Raw genomic sequence first — 24,901 nt, 5'->3', positions numbered from 1 at the left:
GGGAGGATCGGCGCCATGCTGCGATGGTTGACCGCCGGTGAGTCCCACGGCCCCGCCCTGGCCGCCACGCTCGAGGGCCTGCCCGCCGGGGTGCGGGTGACCCGTGACGACATCGCCGCCGCGCTCGCACGCCGCCGGCTCGGGCACGGCCGCGGCGCCCGCCAGACCTTCGAGCAAGACGTGGTCACCGTCCTCGGCGGCCTGCGCCACGGGGTGACGCTCGGCAGCCCGCTGGCGCTCACCATCGGCAACTCGGAGTGGCCGCGCTGGCAGACCGTGATGAGCCCGGACCCGGTGAGCGAGGACGCCTACGCCGCCAGCGACGACGTCAACGCCCCCCGGGAGCCGGCCCGCAACAAGCCGCTCACCCGTCCCCGTCCCGGGCACGCCGACCTGGTCGGGATGCAGAAGTACGCCCACGACGACGCCCGTCCGGTGCTGGAGCGGGCCAGCGCCCGGGAGACCGCGGCGCGGGTGGCCCTCGGCGCGGTCGCCGCGGCCTTCCTGGAGCAGGCGTACGGCGTCCGCCTGGTGTCGCACACGGTCGCCGTCGGGGCCGCCGCCGCGCCCGAGGACGCGCCGGTCCCCACCCCCGACGACGTGGCCCGGCTGGACGCCGACCCGGTGCGGGCCCTCGACCCGGACGCGAGCGCCGCCATGGTCGCGCAGATCGATGCCGCCCGTCGCGAGGGCGACACCCTCGGTGGGGTCGTCGAGGTCGTGGCGACGGGACTGCCCCCGGGCCTGGGGTCGCACGTGCACTGGGACCGTCGCCTGGACGCGCGGCTCGCGGCGGCGCTGATGGGAATCCAGGCGATCAAGGGGGTCGAGATCGGGGACGGCTTCCGGACGGCGGCCCGCCGCGGCAGCGTCGCCCACGACGAGCTGGAGCGCGATGCCGCGGGGCGGATCGTGCGGCGCACCAATCGTGCCGGCGGCACCGAGGGCGGCATGAGCAACGGTGACGTCCTGCGGGTCCGCGCCGCGATGAAACCCATCTCCACGGTCCCGCGCGCCCTGGACACCGTGGACGTGCGCGACCCGCAGGCGCAGGCCACGGCCATCCACCAGCGCTCCGACGTGTGCGCCGTCCCGGCGGCGGGGGTCGTCGCCGAGGCGATGGTCGCCCTGGTCCTCGCCGAGGCCTGCCTGGAGAAGTTCGGCGGCGACTCGATCGCCGAGACCGCCCGCAACCACCGCGCCTACCTCGACGCGATCCCGGAGGCGATGCGCTGATGCTGGTGCTGGTCGGTTTCATGGGTGCCGGGAAGTCCACGGTCGGGGCGCTGATCGCCGAGCGCACCGGGCTGCCGCTGGTCGACAGCGACGAGGTGCTGACCCGCCGGCTCGGGTGCGACATCCCGGCCTACTTCCGCGAGCAGGGGGAGGCGGCCTTCCGGGAGGCAGAGCGGGACACCGTCGTAGGCCTGCTGCGCGGCCCCGACTGCGTGCTGGCCCTCGGCGGCGGCGCCCTCGGCTCCCCGGAGGTGCGGGCGGCCCTGGCCGGGCACGACGTGGTCCACCTCGACGTGACGCTGGACGAGGCGCTGGGCCGGGCGGGCGACCCCACGGTGCGGCCCATGCTGGCGCGCGACGACCTGCCCCAGCTGCACGCGCGGCGCCGTCCGGTGTATGCCGAGGTGGCCGACCTGGACGTGCCGACGGCGGGGCGCACCGCGGTCGAGGTGGCCGAGGCGGTGCTCGCGGCCGGCCTGCCGCGGGCCACGCAGGCGGGACGTCCTGCCGTGGTGCTCGTCGGCCCGCCCGGGGCCGGCAAGGCGGACGTCGGGGCCCTGCTCGCGGACCGGCTCGGGATCGCCTGCGTCCAGACCGACCTCGAGGTCGAGCGGCTTGCCGGGGCGCCCGCCGGCGAGGTCTTCGTGGACGCGGGCGAGGAGCGTTTCCGCGAGCTGGAGCGCACCGCCACGATCGCCGCGCTGCGGGCTCCGGGGGTGGTCGTCGTCGGTGGCGGCGCGATCACCGACCCCGCCGTGCGGGAGGCGCTGCGCGACCAGGTCGTGGTCTTCCTCGACGTCGGGATCGCGGAGGCCGCGAGGCGGATCGGCTTCGACGCCAGCCCGGCGATGGTCACCCTGCTCCCGCGCCGGGCCTGGATCAGGCACATGGAGACGCGGCGGCCGCTCTACGCCGACGCCGCGACGTGGACCGTCGACACCGCGGGGCGCAGCGCCCAGGACATCGCCGACCAGGTCCTCGAGCTGCTGCAGGGAGGCAGCGCATGACCGCGACCACCACCATCGCCGTCGGGACGGCCTACGACGTCGTCATCGGGCACGGGGTCCTGGACCGGGTGCCCACGCTGCTGCGCGAGGGAGTCCTGCGCGTGCTCGTCGTCTCGACCCCCGCGCTCGCGGCATACGCCGACCGGGTCGCCGCCGGGCTCGACGAGGCAGGCCTGCTGGTCCATCGCGCCGACGTGCCCGACGCGGAGAGCGCCAAGACCGCCGACGTGCTCGTCGGTCTGTGGTCGCAGCTGGGGCGGGCGGGCTTCACCCGCTCCGACGCCGTGGTGTGCGTGGGCGGCGGGACCGTCACGGACCTGGGCGGGTTCGCCGCCGCCTCGTGGCTGCGGGGGGTCGACGTGGTGCACGTCCCCACGACGCTGCTGGCGATGGTGGACGCGGCGGTCGGCGGCAAGACCGGCATCAACACCGCCGAGGGCAAGAACCTCGTCGGTGCCTTCCACGAGCCCCGTGGGGTGCTGTGCGACCTGGCCACGCTGGCCACGCTGCCCCGCGCCGACCTCGTGGCTGGTCTGGCCGAGGTGATCAAGGGCGGCTTCGTCGCCGACCCCCGCATCCTCGAGCTCGTCGAGGCCGACCCGCAGGCCGCGCTGGACGTGGCCGGGCCGGTGCTGCGCGAGCTGGTCGAGCGCAAGGTCGCGGTCAAGGCGCAGGTCGTCGCCGCGGACCTGAAGGAGTCCTCGCTGCGCGAGATCCTCAACTACGGGCACACCTTCGGCCACGCGATCGAGCAGGTGTCGGGCTACTCCTGGCGGCACGGCGACGCCGTGGCCGTCGGCATGGTGTATGCCGCGGAGCTGGCCGGGGCGGCCGGTCTCCTCGCCCCGGAGGTGGTGGCGCGGCACCGCAGGGTCCTGGCGGCGGTCGGCCTGCCGACGAGCTATCCCCTCGACGGTCGCCCCGCCGACGAGGCCTGGCCGCCGCTGCTCGCGGCGATGGCCCGGGACAAGAAGTCCCGCGGCGCCATCCTGCGCCTCGTCGCCCTGCAGGACGTCGCCCGTCCGACCCGGCTGGAAGGGCCCGGCGAGGGGCAGCTGCGTGCGGCGTTCGAGGCCGTCGCCGGTTGAGGGGCTGCCCGGGTCCCGGGGTCAGCCGAGACCGGCATCGTGCATCCGGATCGCGATCTGCACCCGGTTGTCGGCCTCGAGCTTGGCCAGCAGGTGGGTGACGTGGGACTTCACGGTGGCGACCGAGAGGTACGTCGTCGCGGCGATGTCGGCGTTGGTGCGCCCCTGGGCGACCGCCAGGGCGATCTCGCGCTCGCGCGGGGTCAGGGTCTGCACGAGGTCCGCGGCCCGGGCCGCTCTCGGGTCGGTCGTCCGGTCGGCGACGGCGGCGATCAGCTGCTGGGTGACGGTGGGGGAGAGCATCGGCTCGCCGGCCCGCACCCGGTGGATGGCCTGCACGATCCGGGCCGGTGGCGTGTCCTTGAGCAGGTAGCCACCGGCGCCGGCGCGCAGGGCCCGCAGCACCAGCTCGTCGGCGTGGAAGGTCGTGAGCACGATGATCGCCGGGCGGTCCGGTCGCGTCGCCAGGTGCTCGGTGGTGACCAGGCCGTCCTGGCGGGGCATCCGGATGTCCATGAGCACCACGTCGGGGCGCAGCGCCCGCACCTGGTGCTCGGCCTCGACCCCGTCGCCGGCCTCGCCGACGACCTCCAGCGTGGGGTCGCCGCCCAGCATGAGCCGCAGGCCGGCCCGCACGAGCGCGTCGTCGTCGACGAGCAGCAGCCGCACGGGCGGCGGAGGAGCGTCGCAGCCCGGGTCCGCGGGTCGCGGCCCGGGGGGTGCAGGACGGTCGGGGGTCACGCGGCCTCCTCGGGCCAGGGGAGCGATGCCACCAGACGATAGCCGCCCTCGGGGGTGGGGCCGTGCTCGATGGATCCGCCCACGATGTGAGCCCGCTCGGCGACGCCCACCAGGCCCAGCCCTGCGCCGGGCAGCGGGGCTCCGGGCGGGCGCCAGGCGGGGACGGAGGAGTTGACGACCTCGAGCCTCAGCTCGCTGCCGGGGGTCCCGGTGAGGTCGACGCGGGCGCGGGCGCCGGGTGCGTGCTTGCGCACGTTGGTCAGGGCCTCCTGCAGGATGCGGTAGGCATGACGCCCGAGCTGGGGTGGCACCGGCACCACGCTCAGCTCGTCGCGCACCTCCACGCGCAGCCGGGCGGCGCGGGCGTCCTCGAGCAGGCCGGGAAGGTCGGCGAGGGTCGGCTGCGGCGTGTCCGTGGAGGCTTCCAGACCGGCCCCGCGCAGCACCCCCAGGATCCCCCGCAGCTCCTGCAGCGCCTCGGCAGAGGTCCGCTGGATGAGCTCGGCCTCGGCGCGCACCTCCGCGGCCGACAGGTCCTCGCGATAGGCGAGCGCCCCGGCGTGCATGGAGATCAGGGAGATGCGGTGCGCCAGCACGTCGTGCATCTCCCGGGCGATGCGGGCCCGCTCGTCCCGCTGGGCGGCCAGCACCCGCTCGGCCTGCTCCCGCTCCGCGGTCTCCGCCCGCCACCGCCAGGTGGCCAACAGGTCGCGACGGGCCCCGACGTACATCCCCCAGCCGACGTTGATGGCCAGGATCAGCAGGGCGCCGGCGGCCTCCACCCCCAGGGGAAGCGGGTCGATGGCGGGGTAGAGCCCCCGGGACAGCCACGAGGCGACGACGGCGACGACCAGGTTGACCGCGAGCGGCCGCCACCTGCGTCGGGTGGCGACCGAGGCCAGCGCCACGGCGGCCGGGCCGAGGGCCGACACCGAGACGGCGGTCGCCGCCTGCAGCAGCACGGACACCACCGGGTGCCGCCGGTGCAGCGGCAGCAGGAGCAGCGCGAGCACCCCCACGAGCAGGTCACGGAGGTACACCTGCTCGCGGACCGGCAGGCTCACCGTCGGGTCGAGGGCCATCCCCAGCAGGACCACGCCGGTGCCCGTCGCCAGCAGGGCACGCCACAGGTGCCCCCACACCGTGATCCGGGGCCAGCGATCCACCTGGGTGCTGCTCACCGCTCCAGCCTAGGGACCCGGGGGCGCCGCGTCCTCCACCCTTGGTCGACGACGACCTGGCCGATGGGTGGACCAGGACCGGCGGACCGCACGATGACGGGCGGGCGGGTCCGGCGTCAGGGTGGAGCCATGATCGAGATCGACCACCTGACCAAGAGATATGGGGCGTTCACCGCCCTGGACGACGTCTCCTTCTCCGCCCGGCCCGGTGTGGTCACCGGCTTCCTCGGGCCCAACGGTGCCGGCAAGTCCACCGCCATGCGCATCCTGTGCGGACTGACCCCCGCCACCTCCGGCCAGGCCCGGGTCCTCGGCCGGCGGTATGCCGAGCTGCCCAACCCCGCCGCCCGCGTCGGCACCCTGCTGGACGCCTCCGCGCAGCACGGCGGCCGCAGCGGCCGCGAGGTCCTCACCCTCGCCGCGATCGCCATCGGCGTCCCGCTCTCCCGGGTCGACGAGATGCTGTCCCTCGTCGGCCTGAGCCCCGACGAGTCCCGTCGCCGACTACGCAACTACTCGCTCGGGATGCGTCAGCGCCTCGGCATCGCCGGGGCCCTGCTGGGCGACCCCCAGGTGCTGATCCTCGACGAGCCCGCGAACGGCCTGGACCCGCAGGGGATCCACTGGATGCGCGAGCTGCTGCGCGGCTACGCCGCCCAGGGCCGCACCGTGCTGCTCTCCTCCCACCTGCTCCACGAGGTCGAGCAGACCGCCGACGAGATCGTCATGATCGGCCGCGGCCGCATCGTCGCCCAGGGCAGCAAGGCCGAGCTGCTCGGCGCCCAGGGCGTCGTCGCCCGCTCCCTCGACGACGGCCGCCTGGGGCAGGCCCTGGCCCGGGCCGGGCTGTCCGTCCGACGCTCCGGCGAGGACCTGCTCGTCGCCGCGACGGCGGAGCAGGTCGGCCGCGTCGCCCTCGACAGCGGGGTCGTGCTCGTCGCCCTCCGGCCGGCGCAGGGGGCCGGTCTGGAGGAGCTCTTCCTGGAGCTGACGGCCGACGCGGACCGCGGCGACCGTCCTACGACCGGGACCGGGGTGGCGGCATGAGCACCGCGACCCTCGCCCCGGACCGGCTCCCGCAGGACCGCACCGAGCCCGACGAGATGACCGGCTCTCCCGGCATACCGCTCGGTCGGCTGCTGCGGGTGGAGCTGCGCAAGCTGGTCGACACCCGCTCCGGCCGCTGGCTCATCGTCGCCATCGCCCTGGTCACCCTCGCCGTGATCGCCCTCACCCTCACCTACGCCGACCGGAACAGCCTGTCCTTCGGCCTCTTCCTCGGGGCGACCGCCACCCCGCAGATGCTCCTGCTCCCGGTCCTCGGGATCCTCACGGTCACCGGCGAGTTCAGCCAGCGGACCGGGCTCGTGACCTTCGTCCAGGAGCCACGCCGGGTGCGCGTGGTGCTGGCCAAGCTGCTCGCCGCGAGCCTGGTGGGGCTGCTCGCCGTGGCGCTCGCGATCGTCCTCGCCGCGGTCGCCAACCTGATCGCGATCTCGGTGCGGGACGCCCCCGCCGTCTGGACCTGGTCAGGGGGCGCGGTCGGCGGAACTGCCCTGGCCGAGCTGCTGAGCGTGTGGCAGGGGGTGGCCTTCGGCCTGGTGCTGACCAGCCCCGGTGCGGCGATCGCGGCCTACTTCATCGTGCCGATCGTGCTCACCATCACCCTCACCACCGTGAGCTGGCTCGCGAAGGTCGCCCCGTGGTTCGACCAGGCCGCGGCGTCCGGTCCGCTGCTCAAGGGCACCATGACCGGCACGGACTGGGCGCACCTGGCCGTCTCGCACGGGCTGTGGGTGCTGCTGCCGCTGCTGGTGGGCACCTGGCTGCTGGTGCGTCGCGAGATCACGTAGCCCCAGGACCGGCGTGGCTGCGCCCCACCCGGGGGGCGGGTGGGGCGCAGCCACGCCGTGGCGTCGGTCAGGCCGGCCGCTGCACGGTGATCGACCACCCCGCGGCGCCGTCCCGGTCGAAGGCCGTGACGGGATAGCCGCTCTCGGCGGCCCACCGGGGGAGGGCGTCGGTGGCCTGGGTGCAGTCGAAGTGGATGACCAGCTCGTCGCCGGGCTCGATCTGCTGCATCGCCTGCTTGGCCTCGACCAGCGGGAAGGGGCAGACCTGGCCCTCGGTCTCCAGGACGTACTTCATGGTGGGCTCTCCTCGTGCTTCGGGACGTCGGTGGGGTGGTGGTCAGGGGTAGGCCGGTCAGGGCGCCGGGGTGAGCCGCAGCGGGCGCGCCGCAGCCGGGTCGGCGGCGCCGGCGGGCGACCCGTCGGTGAGGGCATCGGCGTCGACGGCGGACGCGCCGGTGAGGGCACCCTCTCGTCGGTGCGTGGTGACGAACACGCGGGTGGCCAGACCGACGCCGAGCACCATCGCCGCGAGGGCCACCCAGCCCTGGTAGGTCAGCTGCGCGGTCTGCACCATGGCGTTGCCGATGGTGCACCCGCCGGCGAGGGAGGCGCCCACGCCCATGAGCGCCCCGCCGACGAGCGAGCGGGTCGCCTGGCGGGCGTCCGGCACCCGCACCCGGAACTCCCCGGATGCCTTGGCGGCGGCATACGACCCGACGAGGATCCCGAGCACCAGCCAGACGCCCCAGTCGATCGCGTCGGCGCGGCCGGTGGCGAGGTAGCGCACCAGGGTGGCGGACGGCGTCGTGATGCCGAGCCCGTCCTGGCGGCCGGCGGCGAAGGACAGCGGCCAGGCCGCGACGGCGATGACGCCGATCATGAGGGCGGTGGCGAAGGCGTGCCAGGGCTTCTCGAGGAGCAGGTGGGCCAGGCCCCGACGCGTCGGGGGGAGGGTGGCCAGGGCGGGGCGGCGGGCGTCCCGGGCGAGGTGTCGGGCTGCGAGCGCGCCGACGGCCGCGACGAGCACGAGGACGAGGACCCAGGGGGAGACGCCGAGGGTGGCGGGGATCGTCGTGACCGGGACGGTCCAGGACCGCACGGTGTCGTTGACCGGCTTGAGCGGGCCGTACTTCATGACGGCTGCGAGCAGGGCGTACATGCCGAGGGCGATCCAGGAGCCGACCAGGCCCTCGCCGGCGCGGTAGTAGGTGCCGGTGGCGCACCCGCCGGCCAGGACGATGGCAAACCCGAAGATCAGGCCACCGACGGCGGTCGCCACCAGGGGGAGGGGCTTGGCGGCCAGGGTGATGACGCCGAGCGACTGGAGCGCGAACACGCCGACGCTCTGGACCGCCACCACGATCAGGAAGGCCGTGAACCAGCGGCTGTTGCGAGCGACCCACAGGTCGCGGAAGGCACCGGTGACGCAGAACCGGCCGCGCTGCAGGACGAGTCCGAGCAGGGCACCGAGCAGAAGGCCGGTGAGGGCCATGGCTTCTCCTTGGGGGAGTCTGAATGTTGGGAAAACCATAATGATCAGTTATGTATGACGAGACGCCGTCCACCCCTCGGACGGCACCCTCGCCGACCGCGCAGGTGGGAGGGGTGCCGGTGTGGCCTGCGGAAGGGGGAGGGGAGCAGCGAGACCAAGCAGCGAGGGAAGCAGGGAGGGGGAGCGCCCACCGCGCGGGCGCTCCCCCTCGGGCTGCCTGCCCGGGCCGATCGGTCGGGCCGGCCGGTCGGTGCGATCAGTCGGGCAGGTCGGCCCGGCCCCGCTCCTGGTGGGTACCGCCCTCCGGCGCCGACCCGGACATGATCGCCACGATCTCCTCGCGCAGCTGCGGCCCCAGCTCGCCCCAGCCCGGCTCGTAGCCATAGCTCGCCCGCAGCGACTCGCCGCCACCGTTGCCGTCAAGCATCTCGATGTCGTCGACGGTGACCAGGCCGGGGTGGTGCACGCCCACGGACTGGGAGACCTTGAGCAGGTCGCGGCGCAGGGTCGACAGGTAGCGCGACACCCGGTCGGCCTTGACGGGGACGTTCACGCCGCGCTCCAGCCAGGGGTTCTGCGTGGCGACGCCCACCGGGCAGACGCCGGTGTGGCAGCGCTGGGTCTGGATGCAGCCCACGGCGAGCATCGCCTCGCGCGCCACGTTGACCAGGTCCGCCCCGAGGGCGAAGGCCACCATTGCGTTGTCCGGCAGGCCGAGGCGCCCCGACCCGACGAAGACCACGTCGTCGGTGATCCCGACGCGCGCGAACTCGGCATATACCCGGGCGAAGCCCGTCCGGAAGGGCATCGACACCGAGTCGGAGAAGACCAGCGGAGCCGCCCCGGTGCCGCCCTCGCCGCCGTCGACGGTGATGAAGTCGACCCCGCGGCCGCCCTGCGCCATCCGCTCCGCCAGCTCCCGCCAGAAGTCCTGGTGACCGACGGCGGACTTGATGCCCACGGGCAGGCCGGTCTCGCTGCCGAGCAGCTCCACGAAGTCCAGCATCGAGTCGATGTCGTGGAAGGCCGAGTGGCGGGAGGGGGAGATGCAGTCCTCGCCCTCCGGGATGTCCCGGATCGCGGCGATCTCCGGGGTCACCTTGGCGGCGGGCAGGACCGGCGCCCAGGCCCGGCTTGGCGCCCTGGCTGAGCTTGATCTCCAGCATCTTCACCGGCGCCGCGGCGACGGTCTCCTTGAGCCGGTCGAGGGAGAACCCGCCCCGCTCGTCGCGGCACCCGAAGTAGCCCGTCCCGATCTGCCAGACCAGGTCGGCGCCCTGACGGTGGTGGTCGGACAGCCCGCCCTCGCCGGTGTTGTGCAGCGCCTCGGCGTCGGCGCAGCCGCGGTTGAGCGAGCGGATGGCCGCACCGGACAGCGAGCCGAAGCTCATCGCGGAGACGTTGACCACCGACCGCGGCCGGAAGGCGTGGGTCCGTCCGCGCGCCGCGCCCACGACCTTGGCGGCCGGCAGGCCGACCTCGTCCCCGTCGCCGTGGTGGGTGGCGGGGCGACGTCGGCAAAGGTGCGGTGCTTGATCACCGGGTAGTTGCTGGCGGTGTCGAAGTCGTTGTCGCTGCCGAAGCCGAAGTAGGTGTTCTGCCCCTTCGCCGAGGCGTAGATGTAGCGCCGCTGGTCCCGGCTGAAGGGGCGCTCCTCGTCGTTGCTGGCGACGATGTACTGCCGCAGCTCGGGCCCGATCTCCTCGACGAGGTATCGCCCGTGCCCGAGCACCGGGAAGGTACGCAGCAGGGAGTGCTTCCTCTGGGTCAGGTCGTGCGCGGCGATGCCGGCGACGGCGGCCAGGCCGCCCATGGCTGCAGTGGAGAGCTTCATGGCTCCATCCTGCGGGGCGGGGGGGTGAGGTGTGCCTGGCCTGCGGCGAAGCCGGGGTGAAGGTCCGGTGTCGGCGGAACGGATAGACTGCTCCGGACAATCTCTGACCCTCGATCCGGAACGGACGGCCCTGTGGCAACGACGAACGACCTCAAGAACGGCATGGTGCTCAACCTGGAGGGCCAGCTGTGGTCCGTGGTGGAGTTCCAGCACGTCAAGCCGGGCAAGGGGCCGGCCTTCGTGCGGACCAAGCTCAAGTCGGTCCTGAGCGGCAAGGTCGTGGACAAGACCTTCAACGCGGGCACCAAGGTCGACACGGCCAACGTCGACAAGCGCACGATGCAGTACCTCTACAAGGACGGCTCGGAGTTCGTCTTCATGGACGGCAAGACCTTCGACCAGACCAGCGTCTCCGAGGACGTCGTCGGCAAGGCCGCGGACTACATGCTGGAGAACCAGGAGGCCATCGTCGCCACGCACGACGGTGTCCCGCTGTACGTCGAGCTGCCCCCGTCGGTCGTCCTGGAGATCACCTACACCGAGCCGGGCCTGCAGGGTGACCGCTCCACCGGTGGCACCAAGCCGGCGACGCTGGAGACCGGTGCGCAGATCGCCGTCCCGTTGTTCCTGGAGACCGGCACCAAGGTCAAGGTCGACACCCGCGACGGCTCCTACCTCGGCCGCGTCAACTGACGTGTCCGCTCGTGCGAAGGCGCGCAAGCGCGCGCTCGACATCCTGTTCGAGGCGGAGTCCCGGGGCGTCAACGCCGCAGACCTGCTGACCGAGCGGGTCGCCTCGCCGCTGCGGGCGGGGCAGGAGGACCACCCGGTGCCGGACTACACCCGCGTGCTCGTGCGCGGAGTGGTCGAGCACTGGGCCGCCATCGACGACGCCCTCGCGACCTATGCCCAGGGCTGGACGCTGGACCGGATGCCCGCGGTGGACCGCGCGATCCTGCGGCTCGGCGCCTTCGAGCTCGTGTATGGCGCGGACGTGCCCGAGGGCGTCGCCATCGCCGAGGCGGTCGGACTGGCCAAGGAGCTGTCGACGGACGAGTCACCGGGCTTCGTCAACGGGCTGCTGGGCCGGTTGCAGCAGGTCAAGGCGAGCCTGGTCTGAGTCGGGTGCCCGGTCTGGGGGTGACGTCCCGGCCCGCCTGACGACGACGGCAGGCGACGACGAGGGGGCCACCACCCGCTCGCGGATGGTGGCCCCTTCGTCGTGCCCTGGGTGGGCGTGGGTCTCAGCTCTCGGCGATCCCGCGCCGGGCGGCCGGGTCGAGCACGCCCCAGCCGACGAGCTCGTCGGCGAGCTGGCCCGGCGAGGTGTCGTAGATCACGGCCAGGGTGCGCAGGTCCTCCTGGCGGATGGACAGCACCTTGCCGTTGTAGTCGCCACGCTGGGACTGGATCGTGGCGGCGTAGCGGGCGAGGGGGCCCGCCCGCTCGGCGGAGACCTGGGACAGGGCCTCCAGGTCGATGATGAGCTTGGCGGGCGCCTCGGTGGCCGGGGCGACCTCGGAGTCGGGCATCAGGGCCGAGACGGGTACGCCGTAGAAGTCGGCGAGCTCGGAGAGGCGCTGCACCGTGACGGCACGGTCCCCTCGCTCGTAGGAACCCACCACGACGGCCTTCCAGCGTCCCTGCGAGCGCTCCTCCACCGCGTGCAGGGACAGGCCCTGCTGGGTGCGGATGCTGCGCAGTCGGGCGCCGAGGGCCTTCGCGTAGTCGCTGGCCACGATTGACTCCGATCCACGTAACTGTCTGTAACACGAGAATGGTTACGCACCGTGATGCGGGCGGCAAGCATAATGGCGAATTGACCGTACGGATTCATTCGTATGGGCAAAGTATTCACTCAGAGTGCGTATTTTGTCCGTCAGTGTCACGGGCCGCAGCCGCCCTGCCCGCACCACCACATGGGGGACCCTAGCGCGGTCCGGCCACTGGTGAGAAACAGGCTAGGATCACCCCGATCGGCATCCTTTAACCCCGTCCCGTGAGGCGAGAAGGAGGTCAGACGTCATGACGCCTGCCCCGGAAGTTTCCCAGCCACCCACCGACCTGCCCTCCTCGGGCAGCGACGACCTCGGCGCCGACGCCCGGGTCGTCATGAGCGACACCGAGATCGCTCGGGCCCTGCGCCGCATGGCCCACGAGGTGCTCGAGCGCAACAAGGGAGCCGAGGGCCTCGTCGTCCTCGGCATCCCGACGCGCGGGGTGCCCCTCGCCCGCCGGCTCGCCGCCATCCTGGCCGACGTCGAGGGCGTCGACGTCCCGCTCGGGGCGATCGACATCACCATGTACCGAGACGATCTGCGCAGCCAGCCGATCCGTGCGGCAGAGCGTCTCGACATCCCCGCCGGCGGCATCGACGGCAAGACCGTCGTCCTGGTCGACGACGTGCTCTGCTCCGGCCGGACGGTCCGCGCGGCTCTCGACGCGCTCACCGACCTCGGTCGCCCCCAGGCGGTCCGGCTCGCGGTCCTCGTCGACCGTGGCCACCGCGACCTGCCCATCCGCGCCGACCACGTCGGAAAGAACCTCCCCACCTCCGCCGCCGAGCGAGTCTGCGTGAAGCTCGCCGAGCGGGACGGCAGCGACGAGGTCGTCATCTCCGGAGGACACCGGTGAACAAGCACCTGCTCTCGATCAACGACCTCAGCCGCGAGGACGTCGTGCAGATCCTCGACACGGCCGTGCAGATGCACGAGGTCCAGCACCGCGACATCAAGAAGCTCCCCACGCTGCGCGGGCGCACCATCGTCAACTTCTTCTTCGAGGACTCGACCCGCACCCGCGGGTCCTTCGAGCTCGCCGAGAAGTGGCTCTCCGCCGACTCGCTCAACATGGCCGGCAAGGGCTCCTCGCTGTCCAAGGGCGAGTCGCTCAAGGACACCGTGCAGAACCTCCAGGCCATGGGCGTGGACGGCTTCATCATCCGGCACATGGCCTCGGGTGCGCAGAAGCTCATCTCCGAGTGGGTGACGGGCGTGGTGATCAACGCCGGCGACGGCACCCACGAGCACCCCACCCAGGCACTCCTGGACGCCTACACCATGCGGCGCGAGCTGGGCGACCTGGACGGCCGCCACGTCGTCATCTGCGGCGACCTGCGGCACAGCCGGGTCTTCCGGTCCAACGTCCTGTGCCTGAAGAAGCTCGGCGCCACGGTCACCGTCGTCGCCCCGCCCACGCTGATGCCGGACGGCATCCGCACCTGGGCCGAGCGCGACGGCTTCGCCTGGTCCTACGACTTCGACGCCGAGATCCCCCGGGCGGACGCGGTCATGATGCTGCGCGTCCAGAAGGAGCGGATGAGCGGCGGCTTCTTCCCCACCCCGCGGGAGTACACCGACGGCTACGGACTGACCCCGCGCCGGCTGGAGCTGCTGCGCGACGACGCACTGATCTGCCACCCGGGACCCATGAACCGCGGTCTGGAGATCTCCTCGGACGCCGCCGACGGCGCCCGCTCGGTCATCCTCGACCAGGTCTCCGGCGGCGTCGCCGTCCGCATGGCCGTGCTCTACCACCTGTTCGCCGGCGAAGGAGTCGACGCCTGATGTCCACCACCCTCATCACCGGTGCCAGCCTGCTCGGCGAGCGTTCCGCCGACGTCCTCGTCGTCGACGGCGTGATCCGGGAGATCGGCTCGATCGACCGGGGCGCGGCCCAGGACGGCGAGGTCCTCGACGCCGACGGGCTGGTCCTGCTGCCCGCCTTCGTCGACCTGCACACCCACCTTCGCGAGCCCGGTCGCGAGGACGCCGAGACGATCCGCACCGGCTCGGCCGCGGCGGCCGTCGGCGGCTACTCCGCGGTCTTCGCGATGGCCAACACCACGCCGGTCACGGACACCCCGGAGAAGGCCGTCGAGGTCTGGCGGCGTGGGCAGGAGGTCGGCCTGGTCGACGTCATGCCGGTCGGGTCGGTCACCAAGGCCCTGGCGGGCGAGGAGATCTCCGAGCTCGGGCTGATGGCCCGGTCCCAGGCGCGCGTGCGCGTCTTCTCCGACGACGGGCGCTGCGTCCACGACAGCCAGCTGATGCGCCGCGCGCTGGAGTACGTCACGGCCTTCGACGGCGTCATCTCCCAGCACAGCCAGGACCCGGCCCTCGCCGGTCCGGCGGCCTGCTGCCACGAGGGCGAGCTCTCCGGCCGCCTGGGGCTGCCCGGCTGGCCGGACGCGGCGGAGGAGGCGATCGTCGCCCGCGACGTCATGCTCGCGAAGGCCACCGGCGGCCGGGTGCACATGGCGCACGTCTCCACGCCGGGCTCGCTGGAGGTCATCCGCTGGGCCAAGGCCAAGGGCCTGCCCGTGACGGCCGAGGTGACCCCGCACCACTTGGCGCTGACCACGGACCTGCTGGAGGGCTACGACACGGTCTACAAGGTCAACCCGCCGCTGCGCCCGAGCGAGTATGCCGAGGAGCTGCGCGCGGCCCTCGCCGACGGGACGATCGACGTCGTGGCCACCGACCACGCGCCGCACGTCTCGCACGACAAGGAGCACGCCTTCGCCGACGCGGCCTTCGGGATGCTCGGCCTGGAGACCGCCCTCGGCGTCGTCAGCGAGCTGATGGTGCAGCCGGGCCGGATGTCCTGGGCCGACGTCGCCCGGGTGATGTCCACCCGCCCGGCCGAGATCGCCCGCCTCGAGGGCCACGGCCGTCCGATCGAGGTGGGCGAGCCCGGCAACCTCGTGCTCATCGACCCCAGCCGGTCTCTGACCGTGGACCGATCTGCGAGTCTGTCGCAATCGCGCAACAATCCGTGGCACGGGCGCACGTTCACCGGTGCGGTCCGCGCGACCCTCCTGCGGGGACGCGTGACCGCGCGCGACGGCGTGCTCGCCTGATCTGCGGTCCGACGACGGGCCCCCGCTCCCCAGGGAGCGAGGGCCCGTCGGCATACGGCCGCAGGCCTGACCGCCAGCAGCCGACGAGCGGAGCCGCCCGTGAGCCAGTCATCTCCCCGCCAGCCCCGTCCGGCCGACCCGCCCGGCCCGCGCCGCCTCCTCGACCGGGCCCCGGCCGTGCTGGTCCTGGAGGACGGTCGCACCTTCCGCGGGCGGTCCTACGGCGCCGTCGGGCGGACCGTGGGCGAGGTGGTCTTCGCCACCGGTATGACCGGCTACCAGGAGACGCTGACCGACCCGTCGTACCACCGCCAGGTCGTGGTGATGACGGCCCCGCACATGGGCAACACCGGGGTCAACGACGAGGACGACGAGTCCGGCCGGATCTGGGTGGCGGGCTTCGTGGTCCGCGATCCCGCGCTGCGGTCGTCGAGCTGGCGGGCGACCGGCGAGCTGGAGGACCGGCTGGAGCGGGAGGGCGTCGTCGGCATCTGCGACCTGGACACCCGCGCCCTGACCCGGCACCTGCGCGAGCGCGGCACCATGCGGGCGGGGATCTTCGCCGGCGCCGCGGCGGCCCGCCCCGAGGAGGAGCTGCGCGCCGAGGTGGTGCGCCACCCGGCGATGGCCGGCTCCGCCCTCGCAGGCGAGGTGACCACGGGGGAGGCGTACGTCGTGCCGGCGCAGGGCGATCCGATCGGCCGGGTGGCCGCGGTCGACCTGGGCATCAAGGGGATGACCCCGCAGCGCCTGGCCGAGCGGGGGCTGGAGGTGCACGTGCTGCCCGCCTCGTCGACCTTCGCGGACGTGCAGGCGGTCCGGCCCGATGCGGTGTTCCTGTCCAACGGGCCGGGCGACCCGGCGACGGCCGAGCACGAGGTGGCGCTCCTGCGCCAGGTGCTCGACGCGCGGATCCCCTTCTTCGGCATCTGCTTCGGCCACCAGATCCTCGGGCGGGCACTGGGGCTGGGCACCTACAAGCTGCGCTACGGCCACCGGGGCATCAACCAGCCGGTCATGGACCTGCGCACCCGCACGGTCGAGATCACCGCGCAGAACCACGGCTTCGCGGTGGCCGCGCCGATCGGGGAGGAGCTGCGGACGCCCTACGGCCGCGCTCGCGTCTCCCACGTCGGGCTCAACGACCAGGTCGTCGAGGGGCTGGAGTGCCTGGAGGTGCCGGCCTTCTCGGTGCAGTACCACCCCGAGGCCGCGGCCGGTCCGCACGACGCGGCCTACCTGTTCGACCGCTTCGTCGCGCTGATCCGTGACACCCGGACCCGTGAGGACGGTGCCCGCTGATGCCCCGCAACCCCGACATCACCAGCGTGCTGGTCATCGGCTCCGGGCCGATCGTCATCGGCCAGGCCTGCGAGTTCGACTACTCGGGCACCCAGGCCTGCCGGGTGCTGCGCGAGGAGGGGATCCGGGTCGTCCTGGTCAACTCCAACCCCGCGACGATCATGACCGACCCCGAGTTCGCGGACGCGACCTATGTCGAGCCGATCACCCCCGAGGTGGTCGAGGCGATCATCGCCAAGGAGCGGCCCGACGCGGTGCTCGCCACCCTGGGCGGGCAGACGGCGCTCACCTGCGCGCTGGCCCTGCACGACCGGGGCGTCCTGGAGCGCTACGGCTGCCCGCTGATCGGCGCCGACGTCGAGGCGATCCGGCTGGGGGAGGACCGGGAGCGGTTCAAGGGCGTGGTGGAACGCTGTGGCGCGGAGTCGGCACGCTCCACGATCTGCGCCTCGATGGACGAGTGCCTCGCCGCCGCCGACGATCTGGGCTACCCGGTCGTGGTCCGCCCGTCGTTCACCATGGGCGGGCTCGGGTCCGGCTTCGCGTACGACGAGCAGGACCTGCGCCGCATCGCCGGGGCCGGGCTCTTCGCCTCCCCGACGGGCGAGGTGCTCCTGGAGGAGTCGATCCTGGGGTGGAAGGAGTACGAGCTGGAGGTGATGCGCGACCACGCCGACAACGTCGTGGTCGTCTGCTCGATCGAGAACCTCGACCCGATGGGCGTGCACACCGGCGACTCGATCACGGTGGCGCCGGCGCAGACGCTGACCGACCGGGAGTACCAGCGGCTGCGGGACATCGGCATCGCCGTCATCCGCGAGGTCGGCGTGGACACCGGCGGGTGCAACATCCAGTTCGCCGTCAACCCGCAGGACGGCCGGGTCATCGTCATCGAGATGAACCCTCGCGTCTCGCGCTCCTCGGCCCTGGCGTCCAAGGCCACCGGCTTCCCGATCGCCAAGATCGCCGCCCGGATGGCGATCGGCTACACCCTGGACGAGGTGCCCAACGACATCACCCGGGTGACGCCGGCCGCCTTCGAGCCGACCCTCGACTACGTCGTCGTCAAGGTGCCGCGCTTCGCCTTCGAGAAGTTCCCCGCGGCCGACCCGACCCTCACCACGACGATGAAGTCGGTGGGGGAGGCCATGGCCATCGGGCGCTGCTTCACCGAGGCCCTGCAGAAGGCCCTGCGCTCCCTGGAGCGGGCCGACGCGGCCTTCCACTGGCGCGGGGAGCGGCCCGGACGGGCCGAGGGCGCTGCCTGGCTGGAGCAGGCCCGGACGCCCACGGACGGCCGGATCCTGCTGGTGCAGCAGGCGATCCGGGCGGGCATGACCGTCGAGGAGGCGCACGAGGCGACCCGGATCGACCCATGGTTCCTGGACCAGATAGCCCTGGTCGACGAGGTCGCCCGGGCCGTCGAGGGGGTGGAGACGCTCACCCCGCAGCTGCTGCGCCTGGCGAAGCGGCACGGCTTCAGCGACGCCCAGCTGGCGCAGCTGACCGGCATGAGCGAGCCCGTCGTGCGGGGGGTCCGCCAGGCCCTCGGCGTGCGCCCGGTCTACAAGACCGTGGACACCTGCGCCGCGGAGTTCGCGGCGAGCACGCCCTACTACTACTCGTCCTACGACGAGGAGACCGAGGTGCTTCCGCGCGAGCGCCCGGCGGTGCTCATCCTGGGCTCGGGGCCCAACCGGATCGGGCAGGGCGTGGAGTTCGACTACTCCTGCGTCCACGCGAGCTTCGCGCTGCGCGACCAGGGCTTCGACACGGTCATGGTCAACTGCAACCCGGAGACGGTCTCCACGGACTACGACACCAGCAGCCGGCTCTACGTCGAGCCGCTCACCCTCGAGGACGTGCTGGAGGTGTATGCCGCGGAGCGGGCGGCCGGTCCGGTCGCGGGCGTGGTGGTGCAGCTCGGCGGGCAGACGCCGCTCGGCCTGGCACAGGCGCTCAAGGACGAGGGGCTCCCGGTGGTCGGCACCTCCCCGGAGGCGATCCACCTGGCCGAGGACCGCGGCGCCTTCGGGCGGGTCATGCACGAGGCAGGGCTGCCCGCACCGCGGTTCGGGACGGCCTGCTCCGCGCAGGAGGCGCTCGACGTGGCCCGGGAGATCGGCTACCCGGTGCTGGTCCGTCCGTCGTACGTGCTCGGCGGCCGGGGCATGCAGATCGTCTACGACGACCGGACCCTGTCGGACTACGTCACCCGGGCCGCGCTGGCGGGGCCGGATCGGCCGATCCTGGTGGACCGCTTCCTCGACGACGCCGTCGAGATCGACGTGGACGTGCTGCACGACGGCCAGGAGATGTATGTCGGCGCGATCATGGAGCACATCGAGGAGGCGGGCATCCACTCCGGGGACTCCGCGTGCGTGCTGCCCCCGGTGACCCTGGGGCGCGCCGAGATCGACCGGGTCCGCGAGTCCACCCGTCGCCTGGCCGAAGGGATCGGCGTGCGCGGCCTGATGAACGTGCAGTTCGCGCTGGCCCAGGACATCCTCTACGTCCTGGAGGCCAACCCGCGGGCGTCCCGCACGGTGCCCTTCGTCGCCAAGGCGACGGGCGTCCCGATCGCCAAGGCCGCGGCCCGGATCATGCTGGGCGCCACCATCGCCGAGCTGCGGGCCGAGGGGCTGCTGCCGTGCGAGGGCGACGGGGCGACGCTGCCGATCGAGGCCGGGACCGCGGTCAAGGAGGCGGTGCTGCCGTTCAAGCGGTTCGTGACCCGCGAGGGCGAGTTCGTGGACACCATCCTCGGGCCCGAGATGCGCTCCACGGGCGAGGTCATGGGTCTGGCGGACGACTTCGGGACGGCCTTCGCCAAGGCCCAGCTGGGGGCCTTCGGCGGGCTGCCGGACGCAGGGACGGTCTTCGTCTCCGTCGCCGACCGGCACAAGCGGGCGATGATCTTCCCCTGCAAGCGGCTGTCGGACCTGGGCTTCCGGATCCTCGCGACCGAGGGCACCGCGAACGTGCTGCGGCGCAACGGAGTCCGGGCCGTGGCGGTGCGCAAGCACTCCGCGGGGCCGGGGCCGCAGGGCGAGCCGACGGTCGTCGACCTGATCCTCGCCGGGCAGGTGGACATGGTCGTCAACACCCCCTCCAGCCAGGAGGCCCGGGCCGACGGCTACGCCATCCGCACCGCCACCACCGGGATGGACAAGCCGATCATCACCACGGTGCAGCAGCTGGCCGCGGCGGTCCAGGGCATCGAGTCGCTGCGGGCGGCCCCGCTGACGGTGCGCTCGCTGCAGGAGCACGCGGCCCGGTTCGCCGAGCACGGGGCGCACGCGGCAGACTGAGCCGCCCCCTCGGACGGCATACCGACGCCCGATCCCCACCCGCACCCCAGGAGACCTGATGACCACGAGCTTCGGAGCCCGGCTGCGCGCCGCCATGGACGAGCACGGACCCCTGTGCGTGGGCATCGACCCGCACCGGGCCCTGGTCGAGTCCTGGGGCCTGACCTACGACCTGGCCGGGGTCGAGCATTTCGCGCTGACCTGCGTTGAGGCCTTCGGCGGACGGGTCGCGGCCGTCAAGCCGCAGTCGGCGTTCTTCGAGGTGTTCGGGTCGCGCGGGGTAGCCCTGCTCGAGCGGGTGTGCGCGGGGCTGCGCGAGGCCGGCACGCTGACGCTGCTCGACGTCAAGCGCGGAGACATCGGCTCGACCATGACGGCGTACGGGGAGGCCTTCCTCGGCCCCGACGCGCCCGAGGCGGTCGATGCGATCACCGTCTCGCCCTACCTCGGTTACGGCTCCCTGCGCCCGGTCCTGGACCTGGCCGCCCGGACCGGGCGCGGGGTCTTCGTCCTCGCGCTCACCTCCAACCCCGAGGGCGCCGCGGTCCAGCACGCCCGGACCACGGGCGCCGGCTCGGTGGCGGGGGAGATGGTGGCCGGGGCCACCGCGGACAACGCCGAGGCCCGGGCCCGCGGCGAGCTGGGCTCGGTGGGGCTGGTCGTCGGCGCCACGGTGGGCTCGGCCGTGACCGACCTCGAGCTGGACCTGGCGGCCGTGGGCGGACCGCTGCTCGCCCCGGGGGTGGGGGCGCAGGGCGGCACGGCGCAGTCCTTGCGCGAGGTCTTCGGCCCGGCGCTGGGCCAGGTGCTGCCCTCGAGCTCACGGGAGGTGCTGGCCTCTGGGCCAGACGCGGGAGAGCTGCGCCGGACGGTGACGATGACTGGTTCTCGTATGCGGGAGCTGCTGAGCAACCATCACTGAACGTCGACTCCTATGACCCGGACGGCGGCGGTAACTAGTCTGTTATGACCCAATTCGTCCCATCTGGAACCTTCAACGCACTAGGGTCGTCTGGACGCCCGGGGGCGGCGAATCACTCGTTGCCCTCGTCCGGTTCCCGCAGATACGTTGTCCGCACGCCTAGCCAGTCCGGCGCCCCCTCCTGGGTGCCGGCACTACCTCAAGGAGACCCCCGTGGCTCTGCCTACCCTCACCCCCGAGCAGCGAGCCGAGGCCCTGGAGAAGGCCGCCGTCGCACGCCGTGAGCGCGCCGCGGTCAAGAACCAGCTGAAGTACGGGCAGGGTTCCCTGCGCTCCGTGCTCGACCAGGGCAAGACCAACGACGTGATCGGCAAGATGAAGGTCTACGTGCTCCTGGAGTCGCTGCCGGGAGTGGGCCAGGTCCGCGCCCGCCAGATCATGGAGGAGGTGGGCATCTCGCGCACCCGCCGCGTCCGCGGTCTGGGCGCCAACCAGATCGCCGCGCTCCTCACCCGCTTCGAGGGCTGACCGCCGTGGCGCAGGACACCGGCGCGGGCGGCTCCGGGCACCCCGCCGGCGCGGCCCCGCGGCTGGTGGTCCTCGCCGGGCCCACCGCGGTGGGCAAGGGCACGGTTGCGGCCTGCGTCCGCGAGCACCACCCCGAGGTGTGGCTCTCGGTATCGGCCACGACCCGACCGCCTCGCCCCGGCGAGACCGACGGGGTGCACTACCACTTCACCACGCGCGAGGACTTCCGGCGACGCCGGGAGGCGGGGGACTTCCTGGAGTGGGCCACGGTGCACGGCACCCACGACTACGGCACCCCCCGGGAACCGGTGGAGCAGGTGCTCGCGAGCGGTCGTCCGGCGCTGCTGGAGATCGACCTGCAGGGCGCGCGACAGGTGCGTCGGACCATGCCCGAGGCGCTGTTCGTCTTCCTGGCCCCACCCAGCTGGGAGGAGCTGGTCCGTCGGCTCGTCGGCCGGGGGACCGAGGACAAGGCTGAGCGGGCCCGGCGCCTGACCACGGCCCGGGCCGAGCTGGCGGCCCAGGAGGAGTTCGACGTGACCATCGTCAACGACGACGTTCGCCGCGCGGCGGAGGAACTCGTATCATTGATGAGATCTGACCTCCAACCGAAGCGAGACTGACCGTGCCTGGCACCGTTGCTGCCCCCATCGGGATCACCAACCCCCCGATCGACGACCTCCTGGAGATCGCCGACTCGAAGTACGCGCTGGTCATCTACTCGGCCAAGCGCGCCCGGCAGATCAACGCCTACTACTCGCAGCTGTCCGAGGGCCTCCTGGAGTACGTCGGGCCCCTGGTCGAGACGCAGGTCCACGAGAAGCCCCTGTCGATCGCGCTCCGCGAGATCAACGAGGGGCTGCTGACCTCCGAGCCCACCGAGGGCTGACCTTGGTGGCCAGGCAGGCCTCGCACCGCCCCCGTCACGTCGTCATCGGCGTCGGCGGGGGCATCGCCGCGTTCAAGGCCGCGTCCCTGGTCCGCCTGTTCACCGAGAGCGGGGATGACGTCACGGTGGTGCCCACCGAGGCGGCGCTGCGCTTCGTGGGCGAGCCCACCTGGTCGGCCCTTTCGGGCAAGCCGGTCACGGCCGAGGTCTTCGACGGGGTCGAGCAGGTCCGCCACGTCGCCCTCGGGCAGGGGGCCGACCTGGTCGTCGTCGCGCCGTGCACCGCCAACCTCCTGGCCAAGGCCGCCTGCGGGCTCGCCGACGACCTGCTCACCAACGTCCTGCTCACCGCCCGGTGCCCGGTCGTGATGGCTCCCGCCATGCACACCGAGATGTGGCGGCACCCGGCCACCGTCGCCAACGTCGCCACCCTGCGGTCACGCGGCGTCCACGTGCTCGAGCCCGCCTACGGGCGCCTGACCGGCAAGGACACCGGGCCGGGTCGGCTGCCCGAGCCCGACCAGATCCACGCGGCGTGCCTGGCGGTGCTGGCATCCGTGCCGGACGGGGCCATTGAGGGGGCGCAGGCCTGCGGCCACGCGCCGGCCGTGGACCAGGACGGGACCGGGAGCGCCGCCGGGGTGCCGGCGCGCCAGGACCTGACCGGCGTGCACGTGCTCGTGACCGCGGGTGGCACCCGGGAGCCGATCGACCCCGTGCGCTATCTGGGAAACCGCTCCAGCGGCAAGCAGGGCGTGGCGCTGGCCCGGGCCGCGGTCGACCGCGGGGCCCGGGTGACCCTGGTCGCCGGTGCCGTGGAGACGCCGCTCCCGGACGACCCGGCGATCGCCGTGCACCGCGTCGAGACCGCCCGGGAGCTGCAGGATCGCCTCGCCGGGCTCGTGCCGCAGGCGGACGTGGTGATCATGGCCGCCGCGGTGGCGGACTTCCGTCCGGCGAGCGTGGCCGAGCACAAGATCAAGAAGGGCCACGCCGGCACCGACGACGACAGCACCCCGACGATCGTGCTGGTGCGCAACCCGGACATCCTGCGCGATCTGGTCGAACGACGCGCCGCTGCCGGAGGCGCCCGACCGTTGCTGGTGGGCTTCGCCGCCGAGACCGGCGACGCCGAGCACACCGTGCTGGAGCTGGGGCGGGACAAGCTGCGCCGCAAGGGCTGCGACCTGCTCGTCGTCAACCAGGTGGGGGTCGGTGTGACCTTCGGGCGGGACGACAACACCGTCACCGTCCTGCGTCGCGACGGCGGCGAGCCGCGCACCGCCGGACCGGCCGACAAGGTCATCGTCTCGCACGCCGTCCTGGACGCCGTGGTCGAGGCGCTGGCGATAGACTGACCAACCCGGCCCGGGTCGACGGCCCGCAGGCCGGTCGACCCATCACCACAGCACAGGAGCACAGCCGTGTCGCGTCTGTTCACGTCCGAGTCCGTGACCGAGGGTCACCCCGACAAGATCTGCGACCAGATCTCCGACTCGATCCTGGACGCGATGCTCGCGCAGGACCCCCACTCCCGCGTGGCCGTGGAGACGATGGTGACGACCGGTCTGGTGCACGTCGCGGGCGAGGTGACGACCAGCGGGTACGTCGACATCCCGCAGATCGTGCGCGAGACGGTGCTGGGGATCGGGTACGACAGCTCCACCAAGGGCTTCGACGGCGCCTCGTGCGGGGTGGAGATCTCGATCGGCCAGCAGAGTCCGGACATCGCCCAGGGCGTGGACACCGCCGTCGAGTCGCGCACCGGCGCCGTCGACGCGATGGACAAGCAGGGTGCGGGCGACCAGGGCCTGATGTTCGGCTACGCCTGCGAGGACACGCCCGACCTGATGCCCCTGCCGATCCACCTGGCGCACCGTCTCGCCGAGCGGCTGACCGCGGTCCGCAAGGACGGGACGCTGCCCTACCTGCGCCCCGACGGCAAGACCCAGGTGACCATCGGCTACGACGGGGACCGTGCGGTCCGTCTGGACACCGTGGTCGTCTCCAGCCAGCACGCGGGCGACGTCTCCCTCGGCGGGCTGCTGGAGCCCGACGTGATCGAGCACGTGATCACCCCCGTCCTGGCCGAGCACGCGCCAGGCCTGGACGCGACGGACTTCCGGGTGCTGGTCAACCCCACCGGTCGCTTCGAGATCGGCGGCCCCATGGGCGACGCCGGGCTGACCGGCCGCAAGATCATCGTGGACACCTATGGCGGCATGGCCCGCCACGGCGGCGGCGCCTTCTCCGGCAAGGACCCCTCCAAGGTCGACCGGTCCGCGGCCTACGCCACCCGCTGGGTCGCGAAGAACCTCGTCGCCGCCGGCCTGGCCGGGCGCTGCGAGATCCAGGTGGCCTATGCCATCGGCAAGGCCCAGCCGGTCGGGCTCTACCTGGAGACCTTCGGCACCGAGAAGGCGCCGCTGGACGTGCTCCGACGCGCCATCGACGAGACCTTCGACCTGCGACCCGCCGCGATCATCGACGAGCTCGACCTGCTGCGCCCGATCTACGCCGCCACCGCGGCCTACGGTCACTTCGGTCGCTCCGGCGCCGAGGGCACCTTCCCCTGGGAGCGCACCGACCGCGTGGAGCGGCTGCAGCGCGCCGCGCACCGCTGAGGGGCGGCGTGTGCCGCGGTCGGCGCTCGGGT

At 73.0% G+C, this 24,901-nt stretch carries 25 protein-coding genes and 1 pseudogene; 18 read left to right on the top strand and 8 right to left on the bottom strand.

Annotated elements, in window-relative coordinates:
* Window positions 1-15 precede the first annotated feature (15 nt).
* The 3 genes from aroC to aroB are packed head-to-tail and all read left to right on the top strand — an operon-like array spanning window position 16 to window position 3,331.
* Window positions 16-1,236, top strand: a complete 1,221-nt coding sequence (gene aroC, locus ACK2IS_RS10015) for a chorismate synthase (RefSeq protein ID WP_409483188.1) — start codon at window positions 16-18, stop codon at window positions 1,234-1,236.
* Window positions 1,236-2,243, top strand: coding sequence for a shikimate kinase (locus ACK2IS_RS10010; RefSeq protein WP_409483187.1), 1,008 nt, complete (start codon window positions 1,236-1,238; stop codon window positions 2,241-2,243). Before aroC ends, ACK2IS_RS10010 begins: the two co-directional genes overlap by 1 nt.
* On the top strand, window positions 2,240-3,331 hold the full coding sequence (aroB, locus tag ACK2IS_RS10005; RefSeq protein WP_409483186.1) for a 3-dehydroquinate synthase: 1,092 nt from the start codon (window positions 2,240-2,242) through the stop codon (window positions 3,329-3,331). Before ACK2IS_RS10010 ends, aroB begins: the two co-directional genes overlap by 4 nt.
* Before the next feature lie 21 nt (window positions 3,332-3,352).
* On the opposite strand, the gene ACK2IS_RS10000 is transcribed toward aroB, so the two are convergent.
* Together ACK2IS_RS10000 and ACK2IS_RS09995 are read right to left on the bottom strand one after the other, a co-directional pair.
* The gene (locus ACK2IS_RS10000; protein WP_409483185.1) at window positions 3,353-4,072 is read right to left on the bottom strand and encodes a response regulator; all 720 of its coding nucleotides are present in this window, start codon (window positions 4,070-4,072) and stop codon (window positions 3,353-3,355) included.
* A complete protein-coding gene (locus ACK2IS_RS09995) occupies window positions 4,069-5,253 on the bottom strand; it encodes a sensor histidine kinase (protein WP_409483184.1) in 1,185 nt (394 codons plus the stop codon). The genes ACK2IS_RS10000 and ACK2IS_RS09995 overlap by 4 nt, the downstream gene beginning before the upstream one ends.
* A gap of 129 nt (window positions 5,254-5,382) precedes the next feature.
* Between ACK2IS_RS09995 and ACK2IS_RS09990 the strand changes: the two genes are divergently transcribed.
* Both ACK2IS_RS09990 and ACK2IS_RS09985 read left to right on the top strand, forming a co-directional pair.
* Window positions 5,383-6,300: an ABC transporter ATP-binding protein gene (locus tag ACK2IS_RS09990; RefSeq protein ID WP_409483183.1), complete on the top strand. Its 918-nt coding sequence runs from the start codon at window positions 5,383-5,385 to the stop codon at window positions 6,298-6,300.
* Complete coding sequence (locus ACK2IS_RS09985) at window positions 6,297-7,106, top strand: ABC transporter permease (RefSeq protein WP_409483182.1); 810 nt, start codon at window positions 6,297-6,299, stop codon at window positions 7,104-7,106. Before ACK2IS_RS09990 ends, ACK2IS_RS09985 begins: the two co-directional genes overlap by 4 nt.
* A gap of 67 nt (window positions 7,107-7,173) precedes the next feature.
* Here the strand turns inward: ACK2IS_RS09985 and ACK2IS_RS09980 are convergent, their stop codons facing one another.
* From ACK2IS_RS09980 to ACK2IS_RS09960, 5 genes and pseudogenes are all read right to left on the bottom strand, one after another.
* Complete coding sequence (locus ACK2IS_RS09980; protein WP_409483181.1) at window positions 7,174-7,401, bottom strand: sulfurtransferase TusA family protein; 228 nt, start codon at window positions 7,399-7,401, stop codon at window positions 7,174-7,176.
* Window positions 7,402-7,458: 57 nt separating this feature from the next.
* The gene (locus ACK2IS_RS09975; protein WP_409483180.1) at window positions 7,459-8,598 is read right to left on the bottom strand and encodes a YeeE/YedE family protein; all 1,140 of its coding nucleotides are present in this window, start codon (window positions 8,596-8,598) and stop codon (window positions 7,459-7,461) included.
* Window positions 8,599-8,854: 256 nt separating this feature from the next.
* Window positions 8,855-9,712: a glutamate synthase-related protein gene (locus tag ACK2IS_RS09970; RefSeq protein ID WP_409485661.1), complete on the bottom strand. Its 858-nt coding sequence runs from the start codon at window positions 9,710-9,712 to the stop codon at window positions 8,855-8,857.
* 64 nt (window positions 9,713-9,776) lie between these two features.
* A pseudogene (locus ACK2IS_RS09965) lies at window positions 9,777-9,989 on the bottom strand (glutamate synthase-related protein); the annotation flags it as partial.
* Window positions 9,986-10,432: a hypothetical protein gene (locus ACK2IS_RS09960; RefSeq protein WP_409483179.1), complete on the bottom strand. Its 447-nt coding sequence runs from the start codon at window positions 10,430-10,432 to the stop codon at window positions 9,986-9,988. The pseudogene ACK2IS_RS09965 and the gene ACK2IS_RS09960, both read right to left, overlap by 4 nt.
* A gap of 132 nt (window positions 10,433-10,564) precedes the next feature.
* Between ACK2IS_RS09960 and efp the strand changes: the two genes are divergently transcribed.
* Window positions 10,565-11,125 carry an elongation factor P gene (gene efp / locus ACK2IS_RS09955; protein WP_409483178.1) on the top strand — a complete coding sequence of 187 codons (561 nt, stop codon included), beginning with the start codon at window positions 10,565-10,567 and terminating at the stop codon, window positions 11,123-11,125.
* A 1-nt stretch (window position 11,126) separates the two neighbouring features.
* Entirely contained in the window at window positions 11,127-11,552 is a 426-nt protein-coding gene (nusB, locus tag ACK2IS_RS09950; RefSeq protein ID WP_409483177.1) for a transcription antitermination factor NusB, read from the top strand.
* A gap of 124 nt (window positions 11,553-11,676) precedes the next feature.
* On the opposite strand, the gene ACK2IS_RS09945 is transcribed toward nusB, so the two are convergent.
* Window positions 11,677-12,171 carry a transcriptional regulator gene (locus ACK2IS_RS09945; protein WP_409483176.1) on the bottom strand — a complete coding sequence of 165 codons (495 nt, stop codon included), beginning with the start codon at window positions 12,169-12,171 and terminating at the stop codon, window positions 11,677-11,679.
* 286 nt (window positions 12,172-12,457) lie between these two features.
* On the opposite strand from ACK2IS_RS09945, the gene pyrR reads away from it, so the two are divergent.
* From pyrR to metK, 11 genes are all read left to right on the top strand, one after another.
* Window positions 12,458-13,066 (top strand): bifunctional pyr operon transcriptional regulator/uracil phosphoribosyltransferase PyrR, encoded by a 609-nt coding sequence (pyrR, locus tag ACK2IS_RS09940; protein ID WP_409483175.1) that lies wholly within the window; start codon window positions 12,458-12,460, stop codon window positions 13,064-13,066.
* Complete coding sequence (locus tag ACK2IS_RS09935) at window positions 13,063-13,998, top strand: aspartate carbamoyltransferase catalytic subunit (RefSeq protein ID WP_409483174.1); 936 nt, start codon at window positions 13,063-13,065, stop codon at window positions 13,996-13,998. Before pyrR ends, ACK2IS_RS09935 begins: the two co-directional genes overlap by 4 nt.
* Complete coding sequence (locus ACK2IS_RS09930) at window positions 13,998-15,293, top strand: dihydroorotase (protein WP_409483173.1); 1,296 nt, start codon at window positions 13,998-14,000, stop codon at window positions 15,291-15,293. Before ACK2IS_RS09935 ends, ACK2IS_RS09930 begins: the two co-directional genes overlap by 1 nt.
* A 99-nt stretch (window positions 15,294-15,392) precedes the next feature.
* A complete protein-coding gene (gene carA, locus ACK2IS_RS09925; protein WP_409483172.1) occupies window positions 15,393-16,595 on the top strand; it encodes a glutamine-hydrolyzing carbamoyl-phosphate synthase small subunit in 1,203 nt (400 codons plus the stop codon).
* Window positions 16,595-19,906, top strand: coding sequence for a carbamoyl-phosphate synthase large subunit (carB, locus tag ACK2IS_RS09920; protein ID WP_409483171.1), 3,312 nt, complete (start codon window positions 16,595-16,597; stop codon window positions 19,904-19,906). Before carA ends, carB begins: the two co-directional genes overlap by 1 nt.
* Before the next feature lie 58 nt (window positions 19,907-19,964).
* Window positions 19,965-20,828 (top strand): orotidine-5'-phosphate decarboxylase, encoded by an 864-nt coding sequence (gene pyrF, locus ACK2IS_RS09915; protein ID WP_409483170.1) that lies wholly within the window; start codon window positions 19,965-19,967, stop codon window positions 20,826-20,828.
* Between the two features lie 213 nt (window positions 20,829-21,041).
* Window positions 21,042-21,356, top strand: a complete 315-nt coding sequence (mihF, locus tag ACK2IS_RS09910) for an integration host factor, actinobacterial type (RefSeq protein WP_409483169.1) — start codon at window positions 21,042-21,044, stop codon at window positions 21,354-21,356.
* A gap of 5 nt (window positions 21,357-21,361) precedes the next feature.
* On the top strand, window positions 21,362-21,979 hold the full coding sequence (gene gmk, locus ACK2IS_RS09905) for a guanylate kinase (RefSeq protein WP_409483168.1): 618 nt from the start codon (window positions 21,362-21,364) through the stop codon (window positions 21,977-21,979).
* Window positions 21,980-21,981: 2 nt separating this feature from the next.
* The gene (gene rpoZ / locus ACK2IS_RS09900; protein ID WP_241452100.1) at window positions 21,982-22,245 is read left to right on the top strand and encodes a DNA-directed RNA polymerase subunit omega; all 264 of its coding nucleotides are present in this window, start codon (window positions 21,982-21,984) and stop codon (window positions 22,243-22,245) included.
* Window positions 22,246-22,250: 5 nt separating this feature from the next.
* Window positions 22,251-23,603 (top strand): bifunctional phosphopantothenoylcysteine decarboxylase/phosphopantothenate synthase, encoded by a 1,353-nt coding sequence (locus ACK2IS_RS09895; RefSeq protein ID WP_409483167.1) that lies wholly within the window; start codon window positions 22,251-22,253, stop codon window positions 23,601-23,603.
* Between the two features lie 66 nt (window positions 23,604-23,669).
* A complete protein-coding gene (gene metK, locus ACK2IS_RS09890) occupies window positions 23,670-24,869 on the top strand; it encodes a methionine adenosyltransferase (RefSeq protein ID WP_409483166.1) in 1,200 nt (399 codons plus the stop codon).
* The last annotated feature ends 32 nt before the right edge of the window (window positions 24,870-24,901 follow it).

Origin of the sequence: Arsenicicoccus dermatophilus, from assembly GCF_046267915.1 — a bacterium.
Taxonomy (GTDB): Bacteria; Actinomycetota; Actinomycetes; order Actinomycetales; family Dermatophilaceae; genus Arsenicicoccus; species Arsenicicoccus dermatophilus_A.
The sequence above is the reverse complement of the archived record's forward strand: the minus strand, read 5'-3'. Positions and strand labels throughout refer to the sequence as shown.